Genomic DNA, 22510 nt, shown 5'->3' with positions numbered 1-22510 from the left:
GCATTCCCATGTTACCCTCGACGGCGACGACCACCGCCTCGACGGCCACGCCCCTCGCCTTCGGCTTCTGGAGCTTTGTTAGACCTGATCCACTCTCCGCCATGTGGATCATTGTTGGTCAGGAAGTTGGCAGCACGTATCGCCTCCATTTCGCTTCCTGAACGTGCTTTGGTCGACCCAAGGCCAAACATGGTAACAAAAGCTTCGTCCTCCATGCCTTCAGGTAGGATGATGCCAGCAGCTTCTACAATTGCCTTTTTCTCAGCAATCTTCTTCTGTGTAGCAGGCAAGGCAACAGGGTTCATAATGGCACTGGTCATGCCCGCCCCCATGGCCATCGGCAAAAAGGCATTGTTGATACCATGCCGATTAGGCAGACCAAACGAGATGTTTGATGCGCCACATGTGGTATTTACGCCGAGCTCTTCACGTAGTCGACGCACCAATGCAAATACCTGCAGGCCAGCGGTTCCCATTGCGCCAATCGGCATAACCAATGGGTCAACGACGATGTCATGTGCTGGGATACCAAAGTCAGCGGCACGTTCGACGATCTTTTTGGCTACTGCAAAACGAACGTCGGGATCTTCGGAAATACCTGTATCATCGTTAGAGATTGCCACCACAGGAACATTGTATTTTTTGACAAGTGGTAGCACCAATTCCAACCGATCTTCTTCACCGGTGACTGAGTTAAGAAGTGGTCGCCCCTCAGCAGCTGCAAGTCCAGCCTCAAGCGCACCTGGAACGGAACTATCAATACACAATGGTATATCGACCAAACCCTGAACCATATTAACGATCTTAGCCATAAGCGGTGGCTCAGTCTCGTTTGGGTTTGGGTTCGAGTTGTAGACAACGCCAGCGTTGATATCCAGAATGTTAGCACCGGCCAAAACCTGTGCCAAAGCGTCTTTCTCAACAGTTGAAAAATCCCCCGCTTCCAACTCGGCCGCCAATTTTTTTCGCCCCGTGGGGTTGATACGTTCACCAATGACGCAGAACGGCTCATCAAAGCCCAGCGTTGCGGTTTTTGTTTTTGATTCTACGACGGTACGGGTCATTATTGATCCTTAGGAGTTGACCGGCTTCGCCGAAGCGCCGCCATTGTTGATCGCCCAATTGGCATTGGTTTTGATCCCGCCCAACGGGAAGAAATGCACATTGGTGATGTTGAAATCTGGGTTTGCAGCTTTGTGCGCCGCCAACTTAGTAATCACATCAGTTGGTTCATATGGCAGCAGCAACTTGGTTACATCCATTGCACGTTTCTGGAGTACCTTCAACGAAGGTCCGACACCACAGGCAATGGCAAATTTAATCAACGTCTGAAGCTTGGCCGGTCCAGCAATACCAATGTGGATAGGAATATCAATGCCTGCATCGCTCAACGCATCAGCCCATTCAATTATTGGATCGGCTTCAAATGCAAACTGCGTTGCAAGCGCCATTTTTGCGTCGGTACGTTCAGAGAATTTCTGTTTCCATTTAAGAGCTTCGACAACGTTCTTGTCAGATCCATCGGGATCGATATCCCGATTTCCCTCTGGGTGACCCGCGACATGCAAGCTGCTAAATCCGGCCTTATCGAACAGCCCAGTTTCCAGCAATTGCAACGAGCTTTCAAAATTTCCATGTGGATCTTTGACGCCACCGGCAAGCAACAGAGCTTGTTTGACGTCTGCCTCACCCTGGTACCGTGCGATCCAGTCAGCAAGCATCGCATGATCTTGAATGATACGGGCCGGAAAATGAGGCATCACAGGGAAACCCTGATCATTCAATTTCTTGGCTGTCGCAACCATATCTACAATTGGGGTGCCTTCGATATGGGCAACATAGACTCGGGTGTCTTCGGGCAACAGGTCTCGAAAATCCTCGATCTTAGATGCGGTGCGCGGCATCACCTCAATCGAATATCCCTGCAAGAATGCTTCAACCTGAGGGTTGACGGGCTGAACACCAGCGGCGTCACGTTTTTTAAAGTTCAACAAAGCCATCACGGCCTCCCATAGTCGTGTCGAGCCTAGGCCCATCCGTCATTCTGAATCAGTGTCTTAAGAAGATCCTGATCATATTCAGCTTCGAGCCGTTCGGCCTCGGAAACAACAATTTCGGCAGCGTCACCTTCAACAGTATAGGATGCCGCTTTGCGCCATTCTGCCAGGTAGGCATCGGCGTCTTTTGCGTTCACCCTCATGGCTGCACGGTCGATCGCTTGCTCGAACCGTTCCTCCAATTGGCGCTTAGAGCCACGACGACCCTTTCCGACAATAACCTGCGCCGGAATATCGCGCCAGTAAACGATGGTGACCTCAGGCATTGCTGCTTCCTTCCAGATAGCTCTGATACCTTTGGTTTAGTGCGCCTATGGGATGCGCGTAGGTCGAATTTCGACAAACCGGGGGTTCTGAGCGACGTTTTCAATATCAGGAAATTACAATTTTGCTTCATTGAAGGCTACAACCCTGCACCCTCATAATTTTCATCTGGTTTATGAATTTGACGGGAGCGAATTCAAGCAGATGTCAGACAGAGCGTCACAGCGTCTTGCGTGTGCCAGCCTGCGCACCTATTGTCGGATGTAACACGATAATCGGAGGGCGTGACTCATGGCGCCCAAGCGTTCTAATGGTGCGGGCGCGTTCCCCAAGGCGGTAGAGCCACCTGTGCCAGCCCGACCCAATCCTGATGCGCTGTATGCAGCGTTGGATCTGGGTACAAATAGCTGCCGGATGCTGATTGCCCAACCCAAGGGCAGCGGCTTTCATGTAGTGGACAGTTTCTCCAAATCGGTGCAGCTCGGCGCCGGGTTGGAGCGGACCGGACGATTGTCACGGTCTTCAATGGCGCGTACCGTTCAGGCGCTGCGCATCTGCCAACAAAAACTGAAACGAAACCGCGTCACCCACATGCGGCTGGTTGCCACTGAAGCCTGCCGCCGGGCTAAAAACTCTCGAGAGTTCATTCGTCAGGTTCGGCGCGAGACCGGGCTGACATTGGAAATCATTCAGCCCGAAGAAGAGGCGCGACTGGCTGTTATTTCCTGTGCGCCACTGGTTTCGACCCAAACGGAACAATTGTTGGTGGTTGATATCGGCGGCGGGTCGACCGAATTGGTGTGGATTGACATTTCATCGGTTCCTCGTCGCGACCGGTCTGCCGCCATTATGCGCCTTCACAATGGGTTCCGGACAACCGACAGCCTGTTTCCTGCGGCCAAAGTTGTTGACTGGATCTCGGTTCCTTTAGGTGTGGCCACTCTGCGCGATCAGTTTAACGATGTCGAAGACGACGGCGCTCGCTTTGCGTTGATGAGTTGGTTTTTTGAAGAAAATCTGGCTGATTTCGCCCCCTATAAGGATGTGCAAGCTCGGGCAGGATTTCAAATTGTTGGAACGTCCGGTACAGTTACTACTGTTGCAGCCTCACATCTCGGGCTAAAACGATACGACCGCACCAAGGTAGACGGATTGCGGATGACCAGTGATCAGATTGACAAAGTTATCCGTGGGTACCTGGACCTTGGACCCATGGGGCGGCGCCAAGATCCACGCATTGGCGAAGACAGACAGGCCCTGATCATGTCTGGTTCAGCCATCCTGCAAGCCTTGTTGCGTTGCTGGCCAACTGATCGGTTGTCTGTTGCGGACCGCGGCTTACGCGAAGGTTTGCTTTATGCCCAGATGAGCGCGGCAGGTGTTTTGGACGATGGTCCGTTTTAGGAATTCAACACTTCGAAAGCGTAGATGTTGGCTCCACATTCCGGCAAATTTCGCGTATAAGTCAAATACATGCGGTCGATTGCTGTGAGACAAACGACTCATTAGGTGCGGCCAAATAGCTTTGTTTACAAGCTCTTTGCCTCGCATTTTTCTTATTCAGCATTCCAAATATCATCGGTCCGCCCTCCCCATTTCTGCATAAGCCTCTTCAAACACTTGGCCCACTCACTCCCTAAAACCTTTGAAAACAAGGATACTAACCTCCAAGCCCACAACAACAAAGTACAAGAGTGGCGACTTTTCCAGCATTTTGCTTTAAAAACCGAACCACACGCTTTAGTTTTTAAAGCAGACAGTTTTGAGGGATGCTAAGTGGCAAAAACTCGGACTTATAAATTAGGTTGCCCAATTGCCCGCGCACTGGACCGCGTTGGCGATCGATGGACTTTACTAATTTTACGCGACCTCCACGCTGGCCCAGGACGGTTTACAGAACTACAAAAGGGGTTAACTGGAATTGCTGCGAACCTATTGACCGACCGCCTGACCAAAATGACAAGCGATGACCTGATCGAAAAGACTCAAGAAAAACATGGTGCAGTTCTGTATCAACTTACTCAAACCGGAATGCGCACAAGCAGCCTATTGTTTGAGCTTGCGCAGTTTGGAAGGCAGTTTCCGCTGCAAGGTGAGGTCTCCCGCCCTGGTAATCTACGAACACTTGCAGCAACCTTAGGAACCGCCTGTCAGCGCGCGGTCACTTCAAATACTCGCTTAGAAGTGTCCATATTGGTTGATGGAGAAAATTTTTTACTCATCGCCAATTCTGGTCAAGCAGAATTGACTTATCAAGCTGCGACGAACCCTGACCTGGAGCAAAAAACTTCGTACGATGCGATGGTGGCTTTGACCGATGGGAAGATCACATTTGAAAAATTTGCTGCTGAAGAATGCGAATTCAAGGTTCACACGAAAGGCAAGGAATTCGAGTTCATGGCCCTGATGACGGCGGCGCTGGAGCAGCTGCAGGGTTAATGCCCCTTTTCCTTTGGCTCATGTTACCCTAAATCGGCATGTAACACGCTGATGGTTTCAAGTTCTGAACCGACTGGCGGAATGAAACGGATCTATGTGATGGCTAAAACACCAACTGGCAAGAATACCTCTGGACGCGGTCAACGCGACCTCAAGGTAAAGGTCAAAACAGCACGCGGCCGCACACTGAGTTCGAGCCGCTGGCTGCAGCGACAGTTGAATGACCCATATGTTAAGCGCGCCAAGCTCGAGGGCTACCGCGGGCGTGCAGCCTACAAAATCATGGAAGTCGATGATAAATATCGCTTTCTAGTCCCTGGCGCGCGTGTAGTCGATCTTGGGTGTGCGCCTGGAGGTTGGTGTCAGGTTGCGGTCAAACGCATCAATGCTCTGGGTGAAAAAAAGGGGAAGGCAGTCGGCACAATTTTGGGCGTCGATCTTCAGGAAATGGAGAGTTTGGCCGGTGCAGAGTTGTATCAGCTCGACTTTATGGATGATGGTGCTGACATTCAGGTTAAAGAATGGCTCGGTAGTAAGGCTGATGTAGTGATGTCAGATATGGCTGCGGCCAGTTGCGGTCACAAACAGACTGACCACTTAAGGATCATATCTCTTTGCGAAGCTGCAGCCTATTTCTCATTCGATGTTCTTGAAGAAGGCGGTACTTTTGTCGCCAAAGTTCTTGCCGGCGGTGCCGAAGGTGAACTTCAGAAACTTCTAAAGCAAAAATTCACGAAAGTGATGAACATGAAACCACCTGCGTCTCGCTCGGACAGTTCAGAGAAATTCGTTGTTGCAATGGGCTTTAGAGGTTGACGTTAATCAAGCCAAATCCCCTAAACACGCCCGTTTGACGGTACAATTAGCGAACGCTCAGCCATAGTGCGTAGCATCAGTGTATCTTTACCCTCGCCGTCACTGCGGCGAGAGACTTGAAGGCGTCGATTGACCTGGTCTGACGCATTTTTTTGACGCAGCATTTCAAACAGTTGCGAGTGGCGAATTTTTTTACCCAATTTTGTCATCGAAACCCTCTAACCGGTCACCAAATGATCCATGCTATGGTTAATGGCTAGCTAACAACTAAGCCGGGCAAATGGCCGAAATAAGGCAATTTGGCCACTTTTCGTCAAGTGCCATAGTTGCGATCGAGAAAATCATCGATTGCATAGCGGCTTTTGTTCATGCCCCATCAATCATCAAGGCTACTAGCATCCAGATCCTTGCTTGAGTTCACGTCTTGGTCTTCTTCATCAAAAGTGCGGATCAAGGCGCCGTTAAATTCAGCGCCAAAGATCAATATCGCTGCATTCAAATAAAGAAACATCAGAGCGGCCATCGCACCAGCTAAGCCAGCATAAGTCGCTGAATACCTGGCGAAACCTCCGACATATACCGAAAACCCCCAACTGGCGACCCACCACAATAGCACTGTCAATGCTGCGCCAGGCAGTATCTGTACAAGACTGTGTAGGTGTCCAGGCAACCAAACATGACAACCTAACACCGCAATCAAGGGTATAAGTGCCACCAACAGCCCATTCACCCCAGTCTCCCATCCCTGAGAGATAGATAGTTGGGGGAAGTACTCGGCCAAATTCAACACAAACAACGGTAAAAGGAATTCGAAAAAAGCTACTGCCATAATTCCGGCACCACCGAGGATGACAAACATCAAGCATAACAATCTGCTTTTCCAGAATGGCCTTGAATCGCTATCGCGATATGCTTGAACCATGGCCAATCTTACCGCATCAACGCCATTTGAGGCAAAATACAAGGCCAGCACTCCGCCCAAAGTCATCAGCTTCGAATTAGATGCTGCCAGCACAGCGTACAATTCCCTTACAATCGGCTCAGCAACGGCTTGTGGCCATGCGCCAAACAACAGATCCAGCATATCATCCAGTTGCACATCCTGTGACAACGCTCCGGCAATTGCGCCTGCTAGCGCAACGGTGAAAAGGACAAATGGGAACAAGGCCAACATCATCGACATTGCGATATGGCTGCTAAGCACCCAACCTTGTTTTCGGTTGAAACGCTTAGCTGCAGCCACTAGCGCGGGTGGCAAGGCTTGAACAAAGGTCAGCGGCATTGGGCCTGTCTCATCGTTAGAAATTCGGGGACAAGTGCTCTTGGTTGCAGCTTAGCCCTTTCGGCAATTAGGTCTTACGCGCAACAGGTATGCAACAACTTTGTAAAGTATCCCATCGAAACTCTGGTGTGGTTGAAATCGCTATTGATCAAAGTGCTAGGTCTGGAGCTTTATGAACATATGCAACTCATTGTAACGCTAGATGGAAACCTTCTAAGGAGTAGATACCCGATGACGCGGTCAAGATGTAGCCCGTTAAAAATCTATTGAAACAAGATCAGCCCCAGATGGCCACAAGTGTGGCTGTAACCAAAAAAATCTAGTAGGGACAGAACTTATGTTATCGGTAACTCTTAGCTCACTCATCGTGCTAGTCATGTGGACCGCAGCAGGCATATCTGCCCTAAGTGCAGCTCGCACCGCCAGAACACCACAAGGCGCTATGGGATGGGTCGTTTTCTTGCTGGCCCTGCCCATTGTCGCTTTGCCCGCCTATATGTTCTTCGGCCATCATCGTTTCAAAAACTATCGCGCGACGAGACTGCAATCTGAACGGGTAGTACGCAAAATTAAAAGTTTCCCGGAGGACCACATCGCATTTCCCGAAAAACTAACGATCAACCCTGCCCCGTTCCAAGCCGTTGCCGGGCTGCCGATATGCCGAGGGAATGGATTTGAGTTGCTGATTGACGGACCGGAGGTGTTTGACTCTATTTTTCAAGCCATGGACACCGCGCAGGAATATGTATTGGTACAATTCTATATCGTCCGTGACGATGACTTGGGTAAACAATTACGAGACCATATGATTGCAGCAGCCCACCGTGGAGTGGCTGTCTGGTTCATAACAGACGCAGTGGGCAGCCATGCGCTGCCCCGGAGCTATTTTGCTGCGTTAGGGGCTGCGGGAGTAAACCTCGTGGATCCAACAACCAGACGCGGACCAAAACACCGCTTTCTGTTAAATTTCCGCAACCATCGCAAGACTGTGATCGCAGATGGGCAGATCGGATTTATTGGAGGTCTGAATGTAGGTGATGAATACCTGGGGAAAAATGTTAAGATTGGTCACTGGCGAGATACCCATGTCCGCTTGACAGGTCCAGTAGTCCTGCAGTTGCAGCTGGTCTTTGCCGAAGACTGGCATTGGCTAACAGAAGAGCCACTGTTGGATTTGCTAACTTGGGACGCTAAACATGCAAGCCAAGATCTTTCCGCACTCATCATCGCAACCGGTCCAGGGGACAATACAACCGAAACTGGGTCTATGATGTTTTTCTCAGCGATTTCAGCAGCCCGAAGACGAGTCTGGCTTGCCTCGCCCTATTTTGTTCCAGATTTAGATGTTGTTGCCGCACTGAAGCACGCAGCCTTACAGGGTATAGACGTGAGGATCCTTTTACCGAACAGTATCGACCACTATGCCCCTTGGCTAGCTGCCTATTCCTACTTCGACGACCTTCGTCGTGCGGGAGTTAAGATTCTACGTTACAGCCATGGTTTCATGCACCAAAAAGCCATTCTGGTTGACGATAGTATTGCTGGTATAGGTACAACCAACCTGGACAATCGATCGTTTCGCTTAAACTTTGAAGCTATGGTATTTTTCTTCGACAACGGAGCTGCACAAAAGGTGGAGACAATGCTTGAGCAGGACTTCTTGCATTCGGTTGAGCTTACGCAAACTCTGGATCAGCAAAAATTCTTGATCCGGATTGGAGCTCCCGTTGCAAGATTGTTTTCGCCAGTACTTTAATTACTATTGCTATCCTCATGGGAAAAAACGAAAACTTTCCCCATCGCCCCTACCAGAAAAGCAGTACTAATACCAAACCCCAGCAATCCTGTTACAGCTCCAAAAGCAGCAAAAATGCGCAAATCAGGCCCCACAACAACGTCGCCATACCCAACAGTTGTGTAAGTCACCAACGAGAAATAAATCGCTGTATTCCAATCTGGCAACGCCCCTGAGAGAACAAAGCCAGACGACCAAATCCATACCTGCAACGTGTGCGCAAATAGGATGTATGACAGGGCCACCGATATCAGAACCGTTGTATGCCATGGCATAAACAACTTACCCAACCGACTGGACATGTTTCGCAGGGTGTTGGCACACCTCAGCAAAATGGCGGTTTCCAAAATCAAACATAGTATCAGAACCAGACTGCCCCAAAGTAACTGCTGTAGAAGCGACATCTTGTATCCCTTTGGTTCCAACTACGTAATAGCAGTCAGCCTGTCTTTTTTTCTGGGCCACTATATTGGATTATTGCGCCTTCATGCAATCGTCAAACACTCTCCAGTAAAGATCTACCTTTGCATCCTGTTTACGGTCTTCTGCACTTTCACTACTATTGGAAGGCTTTGTATCGGTGTTACCGCCAGTTGATGTAGAAACCCCAATCGAAACTGACCCGGATAATCTCAATCGCCCACGGTGGTCTCCGATGGTCAGCCCACGAGGCTTGTAGCCACTGTAGTTCTCCGCACGTTTAGCGCAGACATCTTTCATCAAATTTGCACGTGCCGGCGCTGCGAGCGCAAATACGATACAAGCAGGTCCCACGAACCAGCCAAATTTACTCATGTGATGTTCACCTTCGCTCAAAGATGCCCTGTTGTCTCCTCGAGCTTGGGCAACGTCAATTCAGTTCTCCAAACCACGCGGCAATCCGCCATCCCTCTTGGTGCTGGACACTCTCCTTCAACAGGTATTCTGTTACACCAACGGATCGCAGCCATATGGTGGATTGGGAAATGACCGATAACACACTGCTTCAGATACGTAATGTGAGCAAATGTTACGCAGGCCTAGGCGAGTCACGCGCAGTTTTACGTGATGTCTCGCTCGACTTACAGGCCGGAGAAAGCATCGCGTTAACTGGTGAAAGTGGTTCCGGCAAAAGCACCCTTCTGCACTTAGTTGGAGCACTGGACTACTACGACAGTGGTGAAATAGAGATCGATGGCACCAGCCTGACCAATCTGAATGACAGTGCCCGATCAGAATTGAGACGCAATACGGTTTCCTTAGTTTTTCAACAATTCAATCTCGTACCCTCGTTGAACGTGGCGCAAAATATTTCCCTTCATGCCCGGTTGGCCAACCGTGTCGATCTGACCTGGATTACATCATTAACTAGTCGGTTAGGTTTGACGGAGCTAGGCGATCGCTACCCTGAGCAGTTATCCGGTGGACAGCAGCAAAGAGTGGCCATTGGACGTGCATTAGCTGTACGGCCAAAGTTGCTTTTGGCGGACGAACCAACCGGCAATTTGGACGAAATAGCAAGCTCCGCGGTGATGGATTTGATGCTTAAACTTGTCCGTGAAAGCGGGGCAGCCCTGTTCTTAGTGACCCATTCGGTACAGGTAGCAAATCAGCTGGACCGAAGGGTACATCTTAGTGCTGGAAAAATTGCATGAAACGAGCAGCCTTAGGAGCATTACTCTCGCATTGGTGGCGTCATCGTTTGCAGCTGATAACATTACTCACAGGGCTCGCATTGGCCACCGGACTGTGGTCAGCGGTCCAGGCGATTAATGGAGAGGCAAAAGCCAGTTATGACCTTGCGACCTCCAAAATGGGGGCAAGGCAAAATGAAACACTCGTCCCTAAAGCCGGATTTATTCCTCTTTCGCGTTACGTAGAGTTGCGTCGTTCAGGCTGGAGGCTGTCTCCGGTACTCGAAGGACACTGGCCGCAGAATACCGGCTCTCTTAGACTTATTGGGGTGGATCTACTTAGCCACCCAACCTTTTCAAATATCGCCAAAAATTCAACTTCCGGGTCGTCCTATTCTCTTGATGCACTTAACTCACAAGGACAGCTATTTCTTAACCCCAAAACGTTGAAACAGTTGACTGTTCAAGTTGATTTACCGCCAATCGTCCAGTCTGACCAAATTCCGATTGATGTTGTGCTAGGCGACATTAGCTTGGTCGAACGCCTATTGCAGCGGCCAGGTCAGATCACGAGATTGATAATTTTACCCGAGCAACCATTAGGTTTGCATCCGTTAGAAGATCTGGCTCCTGAATTGCAGCTTCAGTCATACGATGCGGGTCAGATCTCGCGACTGACTGATAGTTTTCACCTGAATCTTACCGCGTTTGGCTTGTTGTCTTTTGCAGTTGGTCTTTTCATTGTGCACGGTTCGGTTGGTTTGGGTATCGAACAGCGTCGCGGACTGTTTCGGACGTTACGAGCAATGGGCGTTCCGTTGCACTTGTTGACTGTCCTACTTCTTAGTGAACTTTTGTTGATCGCAATTGTTGCTGGGTCCGCTGGTCTCGTACTCGGATATTTGATCGCAGCCGCCCTATTGCCCGACGTCAGTGCAACGCTTTCTGGCCTATACGGCGCCACAGTGGAGGGCAGCCTGAACCTACGGCCTGGCTGGCTTATATCTGGTATTGCTATGGCCGTGGTTGGTACGCTGATTGCAAGCACTCAGGCCATCACAAATATCTACAAAATGCCCCTGTTAGCCGCACCTGGACTTCAAGCTAGGGCTCAGGCTGCGAGTAACCAACAATACGGCATAGCAGTTTTAGGCCTTGGCCTAATCGCCTCTGGAACAGCTTCAATGTTGGTTTTTGATGGATTGATTGCAGGATTCGCCCTGCTCGCAGGGGTGATGTTGGGGACAGCTTTGATGTTGCCATTGCTGCTATCGTGGGTTTTGACACTTGGCCTACGCAATGCACGTAGTGCACTCGGTGAATGGATCTGGGCCGATATGCGTGCACAACTGCCGGGGATCTCACTTGCTTTGATGGCTCTCTTATTGGCCCTCGCTACAAACATTGGTGTAGGAACAATGGTTTCCAGCTTTCGCCTCACTTTCCTTGGCTGGATGGATCAGCGATTATCTGCAGAGCTGTACGTAACTGCAAAAGACGAAGAACAAGCGCAGAAATTCGTCCTTTGGCTGGTCGGTCGCGATGTTACAGTTTTGCCAATTCGCTGGAGTGAAGTGCCCTTCCACGAAACAAAGTTACGTATTTATGGTGTACTAGACGACCCCACTTACAGAGAAAAGTGGCCAATGCTGCAGGCTCAAGACGGGGCTTGGGACCGGGTTTCAAATGGCACAGCCGTGATAATCAATGAACAGTTGGCCCGTCGTCGTAATCTATGGCCGGGCGATGATCTGAACCTTACATCCAGTTGGAAAATGACCGTGGTTGGTGTCTACTCTGACTATGGCAACCCGCACGAGCAAGCGATCGTTACTCTACCAGTACTACTGCTGCATGCTGACAACGTTCCAAACCTTCGGTTTGGCTTGCGGCTACCGCCATCAAGCGTTCAAAACCTAATTAAGGAAGTCCAGCAAGAGGCTGACTTCGAAGGTATAACGTTGGTTGATCAAAACGACCTAAAAGCCCGTTCGCTTGCTGTTTTTGACCGTACGTTTGTAGTAACTGGCGCATTGAACCTGCTCACATTGGGGGTCGCGGGATTTGCTATCCTGACCAGCTTATTGACACTGTGGAATATGCGTTTGCCACAACTAGCACCAATTTGGGCATTGGGGATCACGCGACGCCAGCTTGCATGGCTGGAGTTGTGGCGAAGTCTTGCACTGGCCGCGCTAACCGCCATTCTTGCCCTGCCTCTTGGGTTGTTGCTGGCCTGGGTGCTTCTATCGATAATTAATGTCGAGGCTTTTGGCTGGAAACTGCCAATGTACCTATTCCCACTAGACTGGCTGCGTCTTCTTTTACTGGCTTTGGTTGCAGCGGCTATCGCTGCCGCGATCCCTGCCCGAAAACTCGCGCTCATCAAGCCGTCTGACCTACTCAAGGTGTTTGCTCATGAACGCTAAGTTCTTTTTGACGGCACTCTTCCTATGCTTACCAGTCACTGCTTCTACACAGGGATTTGCGGGGCTCGGGACCAATGCAAAAGGCTTCGCTATCCCTCAGCGGGGAGCGGTTTTGTCTTTCCCCGAAGACCATGGATCACATCCTAACTTTCGCATAGAATGGTGGTACTTAACTGCCAACCTTAAAGGAGATGATGGTCTGGATTACGGGGTCCAGTGGACGCTGTTTCGTAGTGCACTAAGACCCGGATCAGAGGATGGATGGAGCAGCCCACAATTGTGGATGGGTCACGCCGGACTAACCACGCCAACACATCAGTTCTTTGCTGAACGATTGGCTCGTGGTGGCATCGGTCAAGCTGGCGTTACAGCCGAACCCTTTATGGCCTGGATCGATAATTGGGAGATGACCGGTGTAAGGCCAGCCCTTCAACACCTGGACCTGAAAGCCAGTGGGGCTGACTTTGCTTATGACCTCGACATGTCAACACAGGGTCAACAGTTGGTTCTGCATGGCGATAACGGTTACTCTGTCAAATCCGCTGGAGGCCAAGCCAGCTATTACTACTCACAACCCCACTACCAGATCACAGGTACGTTGATCCTGCCCAATGGTCCTGTAGCAGTTACCGGACAAGGCTGGCTGGATCGAGAATGGTCAAGCCAACCCCTAGCCGAAGATCAAAGTGGGTGGGATTGGTTCTCTCTGAGTTTTGATAGCGGCGATAAGCTGATGGGGTTTGTTCTGCGGGGAGCCAGCGCTGACTTTACCTCAGGCAGTTGGATATCAGCGGATGGAACGATAACAGCTCTGCAGCCCGGCGACTTTCAGGCGCTCGCGCTGAAACATAGTGACGTTTCTAGAAGGAGCATCCCAACAGAATGGAAAATCACTCTTCCGACGCAAGAGCTATCTGTTGTGATTCAAGCTGTTAACGAACAAAGCTGGATGGGAACATCCTTTCCTTATTGGGAAGGGCCTGTCACCATCTCAGGCAGCCACACTGGCCGCGGATACCTGGAAATGACTGGATATGAATAGGGGCGCCCTAAGGCGCCCCTATTTAGTTTAACGTACAACAAAAACTGAACAGCTTGAATGGCGGACCACTCTGGCAGCATTTGGCCCCAACAGATAGTCCTGCAGATCTGGCTTATGTGCTCCAATCACAATCAGGTCAGACTTGGCCGTCTTTGCGGTTTTCAAGATTTCCTGATAGGCAGTCCCTGTGGCAACCAAGTGACGGATCTTTGCGTTACGCTCAGCCCCGACGGCTTGCTCACAAACCTCACGCAGTAGTATGGAGGTTTCCTTGACCGCTTTCTCGTGGTGATGTTCTTCAAAGAAACCCGACACCCAGCTTTCGCCAAAATCGGGCAAAACCGTCACCACATCAAGCTGCGCACCGTCCTGTTCAGCCAGCTTAGCCGCCTGAACAAGGACCCTATTGTCAGTCTCAGCATTACCAAGATCAACAGCGCATAAGATAGACTTGCTCATGCCGGCACTCCTTCTTTACTAGCCCGCCCACGCTGCAGCATGGCCACCAGTGCCAACAGCAGTAGCGCCGGCAAGAACACCAGTTCTTTAGGCAATTGATCTGCAGGCGCTTGAACTGCGGTGATTTGAACGGGCTCGTCACCATAGAAATCAAAGCTCTCGATCTTGGTTGAAACCGGCGTGCCAAACATTGGCTCGTCTAACTTCATCAACCCATCTTCTGCAAGCAGCATGAACCCATAGGCATCAGCTCGGGATTGCCCATCGCCCTCTCCTTCTATCACCATGACCAAGGTGGTAGATTTCACTTTGGATGTGTCGAAATCCGGACCTTGTACGGTAATACGAAGCTCAGATCCGACTTCCGCAGCAGTCAAGGCCTGCACCAACTCAGTTGGTGCGACGTCACTATGGGCGGGCATCAGCCGGTTCATAAAGAAGTCAGGCCTGAACAGCACAAAAGCAATCAGCACCAATGCTACGCTTTCGTAGATACGGGATTTGGTGATAAAGTGGCCCATAGTACCAGCGGTGAACACAAGAATGGCAATCGTCGCCGAAATCGCTACGATTATACCCTGGACAAGAGTGACATCAATCAACAGCAGGTCCGTGTTAAAGATGAACACAAACGGAAGTGCCACCGTGCGCAAGCTGTAGAAGAATGCAATGAACCCGGTCTTGATAGCGTCCCCACCAGATACAGCAGCAGCCGCAAAACTGGCCAGTCCCACCGGCGGCGTCACGTCCGCCATAATGCCAAAGTAAAACACAAACAGGTGCACAGCGATTAGTGGAACAACAAGCCCCGATTGAGCGCCCAGTTCTACAACGACACCAGCCATAAGAGAGCTAACAACGATGTAGTTTGCCGTTGTCGGCAATCCCATGCCCAAAACCAGAGACAATAGGCCAACCAGAACCAGCATCAGGATCAGGTTGCCGCCCGATAGGAACTCAACCAGATCAGCCATCACCTGACCAATACCTGTCAGGGTCACAGTGCCAACGATGACACCGGCCGTAGCAGTGGCCAAAGCGATGCCGATCATGTTGCGCGCGCCTTCGATCAAGCCGTCCCACAGATCCACCAATCCCTCTTTAAAGGCATTGGCCGTTTCGCTTTCACCGCGAAACATGGATTTGATTGGTTTTTGTGTGAGCAAGATGATGAACAGCAGCGCCGTTGCCCAAAACGCGGACAGACCCGGAGATTTTTGTTCAATCATAAGAAAATAGACCAACACGATGATTGGCAGCAGGTAATGCAAACCAGCTTTGTAGATCTCAGACACAACCGGCAGTTCAACAACCTTGGCGTTTGGATCATCCGGCACCAGATCTTCGACACCGGAAGCAACCCACAACAGAGCAACATAAGTCGCCGCTACAATTGCTGACATCACAATGTTTGAAACACTAGGCATCAGATAGGCAACGAGCTTAACCGGGTATTGAACACCATAACACAGCCCAGCAAAACCGGCAAAGAACAGTGCCATGCCGCCAATGGTTCGTCCCATTGAAATCACCCGGTTGCCCAGGGTTGGCATGTTGCGCTTAACCGCCTCCAAATGCACGATATAGACAAGTGCAATGTAAGAGATCGTTGCTGGCAGGAAGGCATGAGTGATCACTTCGACATATGAAATGCCGACATATTCAACCATCAAGAAGGCTGCTGCCCCCATAACAGGTGGCATGATCTGTCCATTGACGGACGAAGCAACCTCAACTGCACCAGCTTGCTCTCTGGAAAAGCCCACGCGCTTCATCAGCGGGATGGTAAACGTACCGGTGGTCACAACGTTAGCGATGGACGAACCCGAGATCAGGCCAGTTGCCGCGGAGCCAACGACCGCCGCTTTGGCTGGGCCACCGCGTAGGTGTCCAAGGGCACCAAAGGCCATCTTGATAAAGTAATTGCCAGCGCCAGCTTTGCTCAGCAGCGCGCCGAACAACACAAACAGGAAGACGAATTTTGTAGAAACACCCAGAGCAATGCCAAACACCCCTTCCGAGGTAATCCACATATGGCTCATTGCCTTTTTCAGGCTAGCGCCTTTCCACCGAATAACGTCAGGCAGAACATCAGAGGATCCAAAGAACACATAGCCGAGGAAAATCACCGCAATGATTGCCATCGCCGGGCCTAACGCTCGACGGGCGGCTTCAAAAAGAAGAACGAGGCCAGCCAGTGCAAACCATTTGTCGACATCATCTGCCAAACCACCAGAATTCACCACTTTTTGGTAAAAGATATAACCATACAAAGCGATGAACGCCCCGCCTACTGCCATGATCCAATCTTGAACCGGAACATAGTTCCGCGGGCTGGTCTTAAGCATCGGGTAAGCTGTGAAGGCAAGAAACATGGCAAAAGCCAGGTGGATCTGCCGCGAGTTATTCACCACGCTGCCTGGAAGCAGAACATTCGAAAGTGGTGAGGCCAGAATGACCTGAAACACCGACCAAATTACCGCAACAATTGCCAGAAATAGCCCGATTGACCCTGGTGGGTTTCGTGCGCCGGCGTCCGAGGACGATACCAGATCTTGCAATTCTTCTTCGGTAAGCGGCCGATTTTCATGAACATTAGATGTCATGGATAATCTCCCCTATGGCCGTCGTCTTATACGCGGCCTTAATTTTTGACGTTTGGGCTGCCCCAAGCGTAAAACGGGGCGCTAAAAGCGCCCCGCCGTATTAGATAAGTAGGACTATTCGATCCAACCTTGCTCTTTGTAGTACTTGGCAGCGCCAGCGTGCAGCGGAGCGGACAGACCTGCAGTTGCCATTTCTTCAGGCTGAAGGTTGGCGAAAGCTGGGTGCAGCTTGCGGAAGGCATCGATGTTTTCAAACACCGACTTAACCACGGTATACACGGCTTCTTCCGAAACCTTATCCGAAGTCACGAAAGTTGCGCCAACACCAAATGTCATAGTATCAGCATCCGACCCGCGATACATGCCACCAGGAATGGTAGCTGTCCGGTAGAACGCGTTGTCGTCGATCAGGCCAGACACGGAGTCACCGTCAACAGTAACCAGAACGGAATCACAGGCTGTTGTGGCTTCCTGAATGGAGCCCGAAGGGTGACCAACGGTGTAAACCATCGCATCAATCTGGTTATCGCACAGCGCCGCAGACTGCTCAGCAGCCTTCAGCTCGGTTGCCAGAGCAAAGGCATCCATGCCCCAGCCTTTGGCTTCCAGCAGCACTTCCATTGTGCCGCGCTGACCGGAACCTGGGTTGCCAATGTTTACGCGCTTACCTTTGAGGTCATCAAAGTTGGTGATGCCTGCATCTGCACGTGCAACAACTGTAAAGGGCTCAGGGTGAACCGAAAACACAGCGCGCAGACCTTCAAACGCACCAGCGTCAGAAAACTTGGATGTGCCGTGGAACGCATGGTGCTGCCAGTCTGATTGCGCAACACCAAACTCCAGCTCGCCTTCGCGGATGGTGTTGATGTTGTAGACTGAACCACCGGTTGATTCGACCGAGCAGCGAATGCCGTGCTCTTTACGGCCTTTGTTGACCAGACGACAGATCGCGCCACCTGTTGGATAGTAAACGCCGGTTACGCCACCGGTGCCAATCGTGATGAACTCTTCAGCCATAGCTGCAGGTGCCATAACAGCAGCTGCCAGCAAGGCGCCGATGGTCATTTTTGTGTTTTTCATGATCAAGTCTCTCCCACTTGTATTATGTACAGATCGGAAGACGGCCAATTCACGTTCTTAAAGGTGACCCCATTTAAGACGTTTGAAAGGCTTGGTAGGCCTGTTTTTAGCTTTATCCCCGATCCTGTCGAAAGGTTTCATTGCCCCAAGTTCAAGTCAAGAGTGCACATTATTGTCGCACCCCTCTGACAGGTGAAAATCGCGTATTTGACAACCGCAGCGAAACTTTCCCCGTCCCTGACAAAACAACTCACCGTCGAATTGCCCTTTCGCTGGCCACGACCAACAAACAGATCTCAGGAATTGTCAAAATTGACCCTACGGCAACTTCAAGCATGACAAATCGTAAAAAACCCGCTATGCACTCGAAAATTATTTCTGGTCAGTTTACACAAGATTTTTTTGGGAGACATTTAGTGACATTGTTAAGCCAGTTAATTTCAGACAATCCATCAGTCGATAGTTTTTGGTCACTGGAACGCTGCGTGTCAGTGGCTGCCCGATCTGAACCTCATGGCCCGCGATCACCACTTATGTTTGATGTTGAACCGGAATTTCGCTCAACCCCACGTAAATGGGATCTAATTTTAACTGCGGCCTATGAACGTGGTATGCGCGCGCGTTAAATCACCTTTCCCGTTGTCGCAGAAATTAGCCGAAATGTCGTAGTACCGATGGACCTTCGCGAAACAGGCGCCTAATCTCCCGCTCTGGAAAATCCTTTTTCCAAAACAGAGTCGAGGAGCCTCCATGCAATACCACCGCCCAACTAGCTTCAACGAGGCTGCCGCCTTAGCCAATCAAGCGACTGGTGAAACCCGCTTCTTGGCTGGTGGGACCGATGTATTGGTGCAATTGCGCGCCGACATCGTTACACCCGACACCCTGATAGACATTAAATCCATTCCAGGTGTTGGCGATATATCCCAAGCCCCAGATGGAAGCTGGACCATAGGGATTGCTGTCCCCGGAGCCGAGATGCGAGAGCATGTTCAACTTGGTCAGGATTGGCCTGGATTGGTCGAAGCCATGGACCTGATCGGTTCAACTCAGGTCCAAGGACGCGCCACATTGGTAGGAAACCTGTGTAATGGGTCACCCGCTGCTGATTCCGTACCTGCAATGGTCGCTGCTGGTGTAGAACTGTCAGTAACTGGCCCAACCGGCAACCGTCGTATCGCGGCGGTTGATGTTCCAGTTGCCCCTGGACGCACCTCTCTCGCAAAAGGTGAAGTTGTGTCAGCCGTTCATGTTCCTGCACGTGGTACAAACGCAGGCGACGCCTATTTGCGTTTCATTCCCCGAACAGAGATGGATATTGCTGTAGTCGGATGTGCTGTAAACTTGTCTCTGGACACAGAGGGTACTGTCACCGCCGCACGGGTTGCACTTGGTGCGGTCGCTCCAACCGTATTGCTGGTAGAAGATGCAGCCAACGCTCTTATTGGCAGTTCATTGGATGATAAGGCCCTCGACCGATTGGCCTCAGCCGCTTCAGCAGCCTGCAACCCAATTTCTGACAAGCGTGGGACCGTCGAGTTCCGAACTCATGTCGCCGGCGTGCTGGCAAAGCGCACCGCCAAAATAGCCTATGCGCGCGCTCAAGGAGAAAACACATGAAGAAAATTCACGTTACAACCACTGTCAATGACGACAATGTCGAGTTCCTGTGTGACCCGCGTGAAACACTACTGGACGTTCTCCGTGATCGCCTGAACCTGACTGGTGCCAAAGAAGGCTGCGGAACGGGCGACTGCGGAGCCTGTTCGGTCACTGTAGATGGACGTTTGGTCTGCTCTTGCCTGGTTTTGGGCGCTGAGGCAGAAGGCAAGAAAATTGCGACTGTTGAAGGCATTGCAAAAGGCGAAGAACTGCACCCTTTGCAGCATAAGTTCATTGAATATGCAGCCCTGCAATGCGGAATTTGCACGCCGGGCATTCTGGTCGCTGCAAAATCTCTGCTAGAGAAAAACCCAGACCCAACTGAGACCGAAGTTCGCTATTGGCTCGCAGGCAACCTGTGCCGCTGCACAGGTTATGACAAAATCATTCGCGCCGTGATGGATACGGCAGCAGACATGCGGGAGGCTTCTTAATGGCTCTGGACGATCAAAAACCCTCAGGTTTCAAGTTTGTTGGCACCTCCCCTGACCGCCCAGATGGTTTGGACAAGGTCACTGGGCGCGCACGATTTGGTGCAGATGCCTATGCCCCTGGCATGTTGCATGGGGCCGTCGTTCGCAGCCCTCACGCGCATGCTCGTATCATTCGAATTGACACATCCAAGGCCGAGGCGCTGGAAGGCGTCAAAGCCGTTGTAACCCGTGCTGATTTTGTTGACGGGCTACAGGGGGAATTTGGCTTTGTACTTGAAAACGTCATGGCCGGCGAAAAAGCACTGTATGATGGCCATGCAGTGGCCGCAGTTGCAGCAAGCTCGCAGCTGATTGCCCGCGATGCAGTCAAACTGGTCGAAGTTGAGTATGAAGTTCTACCACATGTGACCGATGTTGATGCGGCTATGGCAGAGAATGCCCCGGTACTAAACGACAGCTATGCAGATGCATCAGTGCCTGCAGGGCACCATCCCAATGTCGTGCGTTATCACGACAGCGGCCACGGCGACATTGATGCAGGCTTTGCCGAAGCTGATCTTGTCATCGAAGACAGCTTTAAAACTGAAGCCACTCACCAAGGCTATATCGAACCACACGCCTGTTTGGCCTCCCTTGGCGGCGACGGTAAAGGCGAATTGTGGTGCACAACGCAGGGTCATTGGATTGCGCAGAAAACCTGTGCTGCATTGGTTGGCATTGACACGTCGCAATTGCGGGTCACAGCATCCGAAATCGGCGGTGGGTTTGGTGGTAAAACCACCGTATTTATTGAACCTGTCGCTTTGGCGCTGTCTCGCAAAGCAAATCGGCCGGTCAAAATCGTTATGACCCGCTCCGAAGTGTTTCGCGCAACTGGCCCAACCTCGTCCACTTCGATGGACATCAAAATTGGCATGAAGAAAGATGGCACCATTACCGCCGCTCAGGGTATCTTCCGCCTCCAAGGAGGAGCATTCCCCGGCGCGCCGATGGAGTTCTCAGCCATGTGTGCCTTTGCGCCTTATGCACTGGCTAACGTCCACCAGGTTGGCTATGACGTGATTTCCAATCGCCCAAAGCAGGCTGCCTACCGGGCCCCGGGGGCTCCAATGGCTTCATTTGCCGTTGAATCAGTCATTGACGAGCTCTGCAGCCAATTGGATCTGGATCCAATCGACGTTCGTTTGAAGAATGCCTCACGCGAGGGCACAAAAGCATCTTATGGACCTAAGTTCGAGCGCATCGGACTTGTTGAGACCCTTGAGGCAGCCAAGGCACACCCGCATTACTCAGCACCACTAGAACCAGGACAGGGACGCGGAATTTCTTGCGGATTCTGGTTTAATCACGGCGGTGAAACCTCTGTTTCTCTTGCCCTTTCTGAAGATGGTACTTGCCAGATATCGGTCGGTACGCCGGACATTGGCGGCTCTCGTGCCTCAATGGCGCTGATGGCTGCTGAAGAACTGGGCATCCCTTACGAAAACATCCGGGTCACCATCGCAGATACAGCGACACTTGGTTACAATGATGTCTCCCACGGCAGTCGAGTAACCTATGCATCGGGTTTAGCCACAATCAAAGCGGCCAAAGATGCTGTTGGAAAACTGTGTAAACGTGCCGCCGCTAAATGGGGCATCCCTGAGGATGCTGTTTATTGGGAAGACGGCTGTGCCAAGCCGTCAGGCGCAAATGCTGGTAATTTTGATCCGATGCCACTGGCAAAGATCACCAAAAGCATGGGCCGCACCGGAGGGCCAATCTCAGGTCATTTCGAAGCAACACCTGAAGGAGCAGGCGTTTCATTCGGCACCCATATCGTAGACGCCGAAGTGGATCCAGAAACAGGCAAGACAGCGGTGGTGCGCTATACCGTCATTCAGGATGCAGGCAAGGCTATCCATCCGTCATATGTAGAGGGCCAATTTCAAGGCGGCGCTGCGCAAGGCATCGGATGGGCGCTGAATGAGGAGTACATCTACGGTGAAGACGGTCGGTTGCAGAACTCGATTTTCCTGGATTATCGCGTTCCGGTCGCCTCGGATCTGCCAATGATTGACACAGTGATCGTCGAAGTACCAAACCCCGGCCATCCTTACGGTGTTCGTGGGGTTGGCGAGACCGGGATTGTGCCACCTCTTGCGGCCATTGCGAATGCGGTATCCGCTGCTGCTGGTGTCCGCTTGCGTCACTTGCCGATGTCACCTCCTCGCATTTTGCGCGCCCTGAAAGACAAGGGTTAAATGGTAAAGGTCCATCTTTGGTCCGGTCTGCGAACGCTCACCGGAGGGTTAGAGTGTGTGGAGGTTGAAGCCTCCACCACTGGCCAGCTATTGGCCGCTCTGAGCTTGAGCTATCCTGAGCTGGAACCGGTAATTGAAGCAGGAGTATCGATTGCGATTGACGGACGCATCATCGCCACCAGCCTGACCGAACCAGTATCACCGGAGAATGAAATCTTTCTGATGCAACGTTTGAAGGGCGGATAGAATTGGGGCCCTGCCCCAAGCCCCGGGATATTTCTAGCTAGAT

The 22510-nt window shown here is 51.3% G+C and carries 22 protein-coding genes; 12 read left to right on the top strand and 10 right to left on the bottom strand.

What is annotated here, in order from left to right:
* Positions 1-11: 11 nt before the first annotated feature.
* From FEE96_RS20580 to FEE96_RS20570, 3 genes are read right to left on the bottom strand one after another with little or no spacing between them, the layout of a single operon-like run.
* On the bottom strand, positions 12-1064 hold the full coding sequence (locus FEE96_RS20580; RefSeq protein WP_138165011.1) for a dihydropteroate synthase: 1053 nt from the start codon (positions 1062-1064) through the stop codon (positions 12-14).
* Between the two features lie 9 nt (positions 1065-1073).
* Positions 1074-2000: a methylenetetrahydrofolate reductase gene (locus tag FEE96_RS20575; protein ID WP_138165010.1), complete on the bottom strand. Its 927-nt coding sequence runs from the start codon at positions 1998-2000 to the stop codon at positions 1074-1076.
* A gap of 26 nt (positions 2001-2026) precedes the next feature.
* Positions 2027-2323: a virulence factor gene (locus tag FEE96_RS20570; RefSeq protein ID WP_138165009.1), complete on the bottom strand. Its 297-nt coding sequence runs from the start codon at positions 2321-2323 to the stop codon at positions 2027-2029.
* A 289-nt stretch (positions 2324-2612) separates the two neighbouring features.
* Here FEE96_RS20570 and FEE96_RS20565 point away from each other — a divergent pair, with 289 nt between their 5' ends.
* The 3 genes from FEE96_RS20565 to FEE96_RS20555 all read left to right on the top strand — a co-directional run bounded on the left by FEE96_RS20565 (position 2613) and on the right by FEE96_RS20555 (position 5576).
* The gene (locus FEE96_RS20565) at positions 2613-3725 is read left to right on the top strand and encodes a Ppx/GppA phosphatase family protein (RefSeq protein WP_138165008.1); all 1113 of its coding nucleotides are present in this window, start codon (positions 2613-2615) and stop codon (positions 3723-3725) included.
* Between the two features lie 372 nt (positions 3726-4097).
* The gene (locus tag FEE96_RS20560) at positions 4098-4760 is read left to right on the top strand and encodes a winged helix-turn-helix transcriptional regulator (RefSeq protein ID WP_138165007.1); all 663 of its coding nucleotides are present in this window, start codon (positions 4098-4100) and stop codon (positions 4758-4760) included.
* Between the two features lie 99 nt (positions 4761-4859).
* The gene (locus tag FEE96_RS20555; RefSeq protein WP_138165006.1) at positions 4860-5576 is read left to right on the top strand and encodes an RlmE family RNA methyltransferase; all 717 of its coding nucleotides are present in this window, start codon (positions 4860-4862) and stop codon (positions 5574-5576) included.
* A gap of 20 nt (positions 5577-5596) precedes the next feature.
* Here FEE96_RS20555 and FEE96_RS20550 read toward each other — a convergent pair whose 3' ends face one another.
* Positions 5597-5785, bottom strand: a complete 189-nt coding sequence (locus FEE96_RS20550) for a hypothetical protein (RefSeq protein ID WP_138165005.1) — start codon at positions 5783-5785, stop codon at positions 5597-5599.
* A 167-nt stretch (positions 5786-5952) separates the two neighbouring features.
* Positions 5953-6858, bottom strand: a complete 906-nt coding sequence (locus FEE96_RS20545) for a YihY/virulence factor BrkB family protein (protein ID WP_138165004.1) — start codon at positions 6856-6858, stop codon at positions 5953-5955.
* Between the two features lie 337 nt (positions 6859-7195).
* Between FEE96_RS20545 and cls the strand changes: the two genes are divergently transcribed.
* A complete protein-coding gene (gene cls, locus FEE96_RS20540; protein ID WP_138165003.1) occupies positions 7196-8614 on the top strand; it encodes a cardiolipin synthase in 1419 nt (472 codons plus the stop codon).
* Here cls and FEE96_RS20535 read toward each other — a convergent pair.
* Together FEE96_RS20535 and FEE96_RS20530 are read right to left on the bottom strand one after the other, a co-directional pair.
* On the bottom strand, positions 8611-9006 hold the full coding sequence (locus FEE96_RS20535; RefSeq protein ID WP_342770989.1) for an ion channel: 396 nt from the start codon (positions 9004-9006) through the stop codon (positions 8611-8613). The two genes, cls and FEE96_RS20535, sit on opposite strands and share 4 nt — an antisense overlap.
* A 121-nt stretch (positions 9007-9127) precedes the next feature.
* Complete coding sequence (locus tag FEE96_RS20530) at positions 9128-9448, bottom strand: hypothetical protein (protein WP_138165001.1); 321 nt, start codon at positions 9446-9448, stop codon at positions 9128-9130.
* A 170-nt stretch (positions 9449-9618) separates the two neighbouring features.
* Between FEE96_RS20530 and FEE96_RS20525 the strand changes: the two genes are divergently transcribed.
* From FEE96_RS20525 to FEE96_RS20515, 3 genes are read left to right on the top strand one after another with little or no spacing between them, the layout of a single operon-like run.
* Positions 9619-10287, top strand: coding sequence for an ABC transporter ATP-binding protein (locus FEE96_RS20525; protein ID WP_138165000.1), 669 nt, complete (start codon positions 9619-9621; stop codon positions 10285-10287).
* Positions 10284-12695 carry an FtsX-like permease family protein gene (locus FEE96_RS20520; protein ID WP_138164999.1) on the top strand — a complete coding sequence of 804 codons (2412 nt, stop codon included), beginning with the start codon at positions 10284-10286 and terminating at the stop codon, positions 12693-12695. Before FEE96_RS20525 ends, FEE96_RS20520 begins: the two co-directional genes overlap by 4 nt.
* The gene (locus tag FEE96_RS20515; protein ID WP_138164998.1) at positions 12685-13737 is read left to right on the top strand and encodes a lipocalin-like domain-containing protein; all 1053 of its coding nucleotides are present in this window, start codon (positions 12685-12687) and stop codon (positions 13735-13737) included. Before FEE96_RS20520 ends, FEE96_RS20515 begins: the two co-directional genes overlap by 11 nt.
* A 27-nt stretch (positions 13738-13764) precedes the next feature.
* On the opposite strand, the gene FEE96_RS20510 is transcribed toward FEE96_RS20515, so the two are convergent.
* The 3 genes from FEE96_RS20510 to FEE96_RS20500 all read right to left on the bottom strand — a co-directional run bounded on the left by FEE96_RS20510 (position 13765) and on the right by FEE96_RS20500 (position 17882).
* Entirely contained in the window at positions 13765-14196 is a 432-nt protein-coding gene (locus FEE96_RS20510) for a universal stress protein (RefSeq protein ID WP_138164997.1), read from the bottom strand.
* The gene (locus FEE96_RS20505; protein ID WP_138164996.1) at positions 14193-16802 is read right to left on the bottom strand and encodes a TRAP transporter permease; all 2610 of its coding nucleotides are present in this window, start codon (positions 16800-16802) and stop codon (positions 14193-14195) included. Before FEE96_RS20505 ends, FEE96_RS20510 begins: the two co-directional genes overlap by 4 nt.
* Positions 16803-16916: 114 nt before the next feature.
* Entirely contained in the window at positions 16917-17882 is a 966-nt protein-coding gene (locus FEE96_RS20500; protein ID WP_138164995.1) for a TAXI family TRAP transporter solute-binding subunit, read from the bottom strand.
* A 416-nt stretch (positions 17883-18298) separates the two neighbouring features.
* Here FEE96_RS20500 and FEE96_RS20495 point away from each other — a divergent pair, with 416 nt between their 5' ends.
* The 5 genes from FEE96_RS20495 (at position 18299) to FEE96_RS20475 (ending at position 22467) form a co-directional block, all read left to right on the top strand.
* Positions 18299-18508, top strand: a complete 210-nt coding sequence (locus tag FEE96_RS20495) for a hypothetical protein (protein ID WP_138164994.1) — start codon at positions 18299-18301, stop codon at positions 18506-18508.
* A 124-nt stretch (positions 18509-18632) separates the two neighbouring features.
* Entirely contained in the window at positions 18633-19502 is an 870-nt protein-coding gene (locus FEE96_RS20490; protein WP_138164993.1) for an FAD binding domain-containing protein, read from the top strand.
* Entirely contained in the window at positions 19499-19978 is a 480-nt protein-coding gene (locus tag FEE96_RS20485) for a (2Fe-2S)-binding protein (protein ID WP_138164992.1), read from the top strand. Before FEE96_RS20490 ends, FEE96_RS20485 begins: the two co-directional genes overlap by 4 nt.
* A complete protein-coding gene (locus tag FEE96_RS20480; RefSeq protein ID WP_138164991.1) occupies positions 19978-22221 on the top strand; it encodes a xanthine dehydrogenase family protein molybdopterin-binding subunit in 2244 nt (747 codons plus the stop codon). Before FEE96_RS20485 ends, FEE96_RS20480 begins: the two co-directional genes overlap by 1 nt.
* Entirely contained in the window at positions 22222-22467 is a 246-nt protein-coding gene (locus tag FEE96_RS20475; RefSeq protein ID WP_138164990.1) for a MoaD/ThiS family protein, read from the top strand.
* The last annotated feature ends 43 nt before the right edge of the window (positions 22468-22510 follow it).

The organism is Parasedimentitalea maritima, from assembly GCF_005771405.1.
GTDB lineage: Bacteria > Pseudomonadota > Alphaproteobacteria > Rhodobacterales > Rhodobacteraceae > Parasedimentitalea > Parasedimentitalea maritima.
The sequence above is the reverse complement of the archived record's forward strand: the minus strand, read 5'-3'. Positions and strand labels throughout refer to the sequence as shown.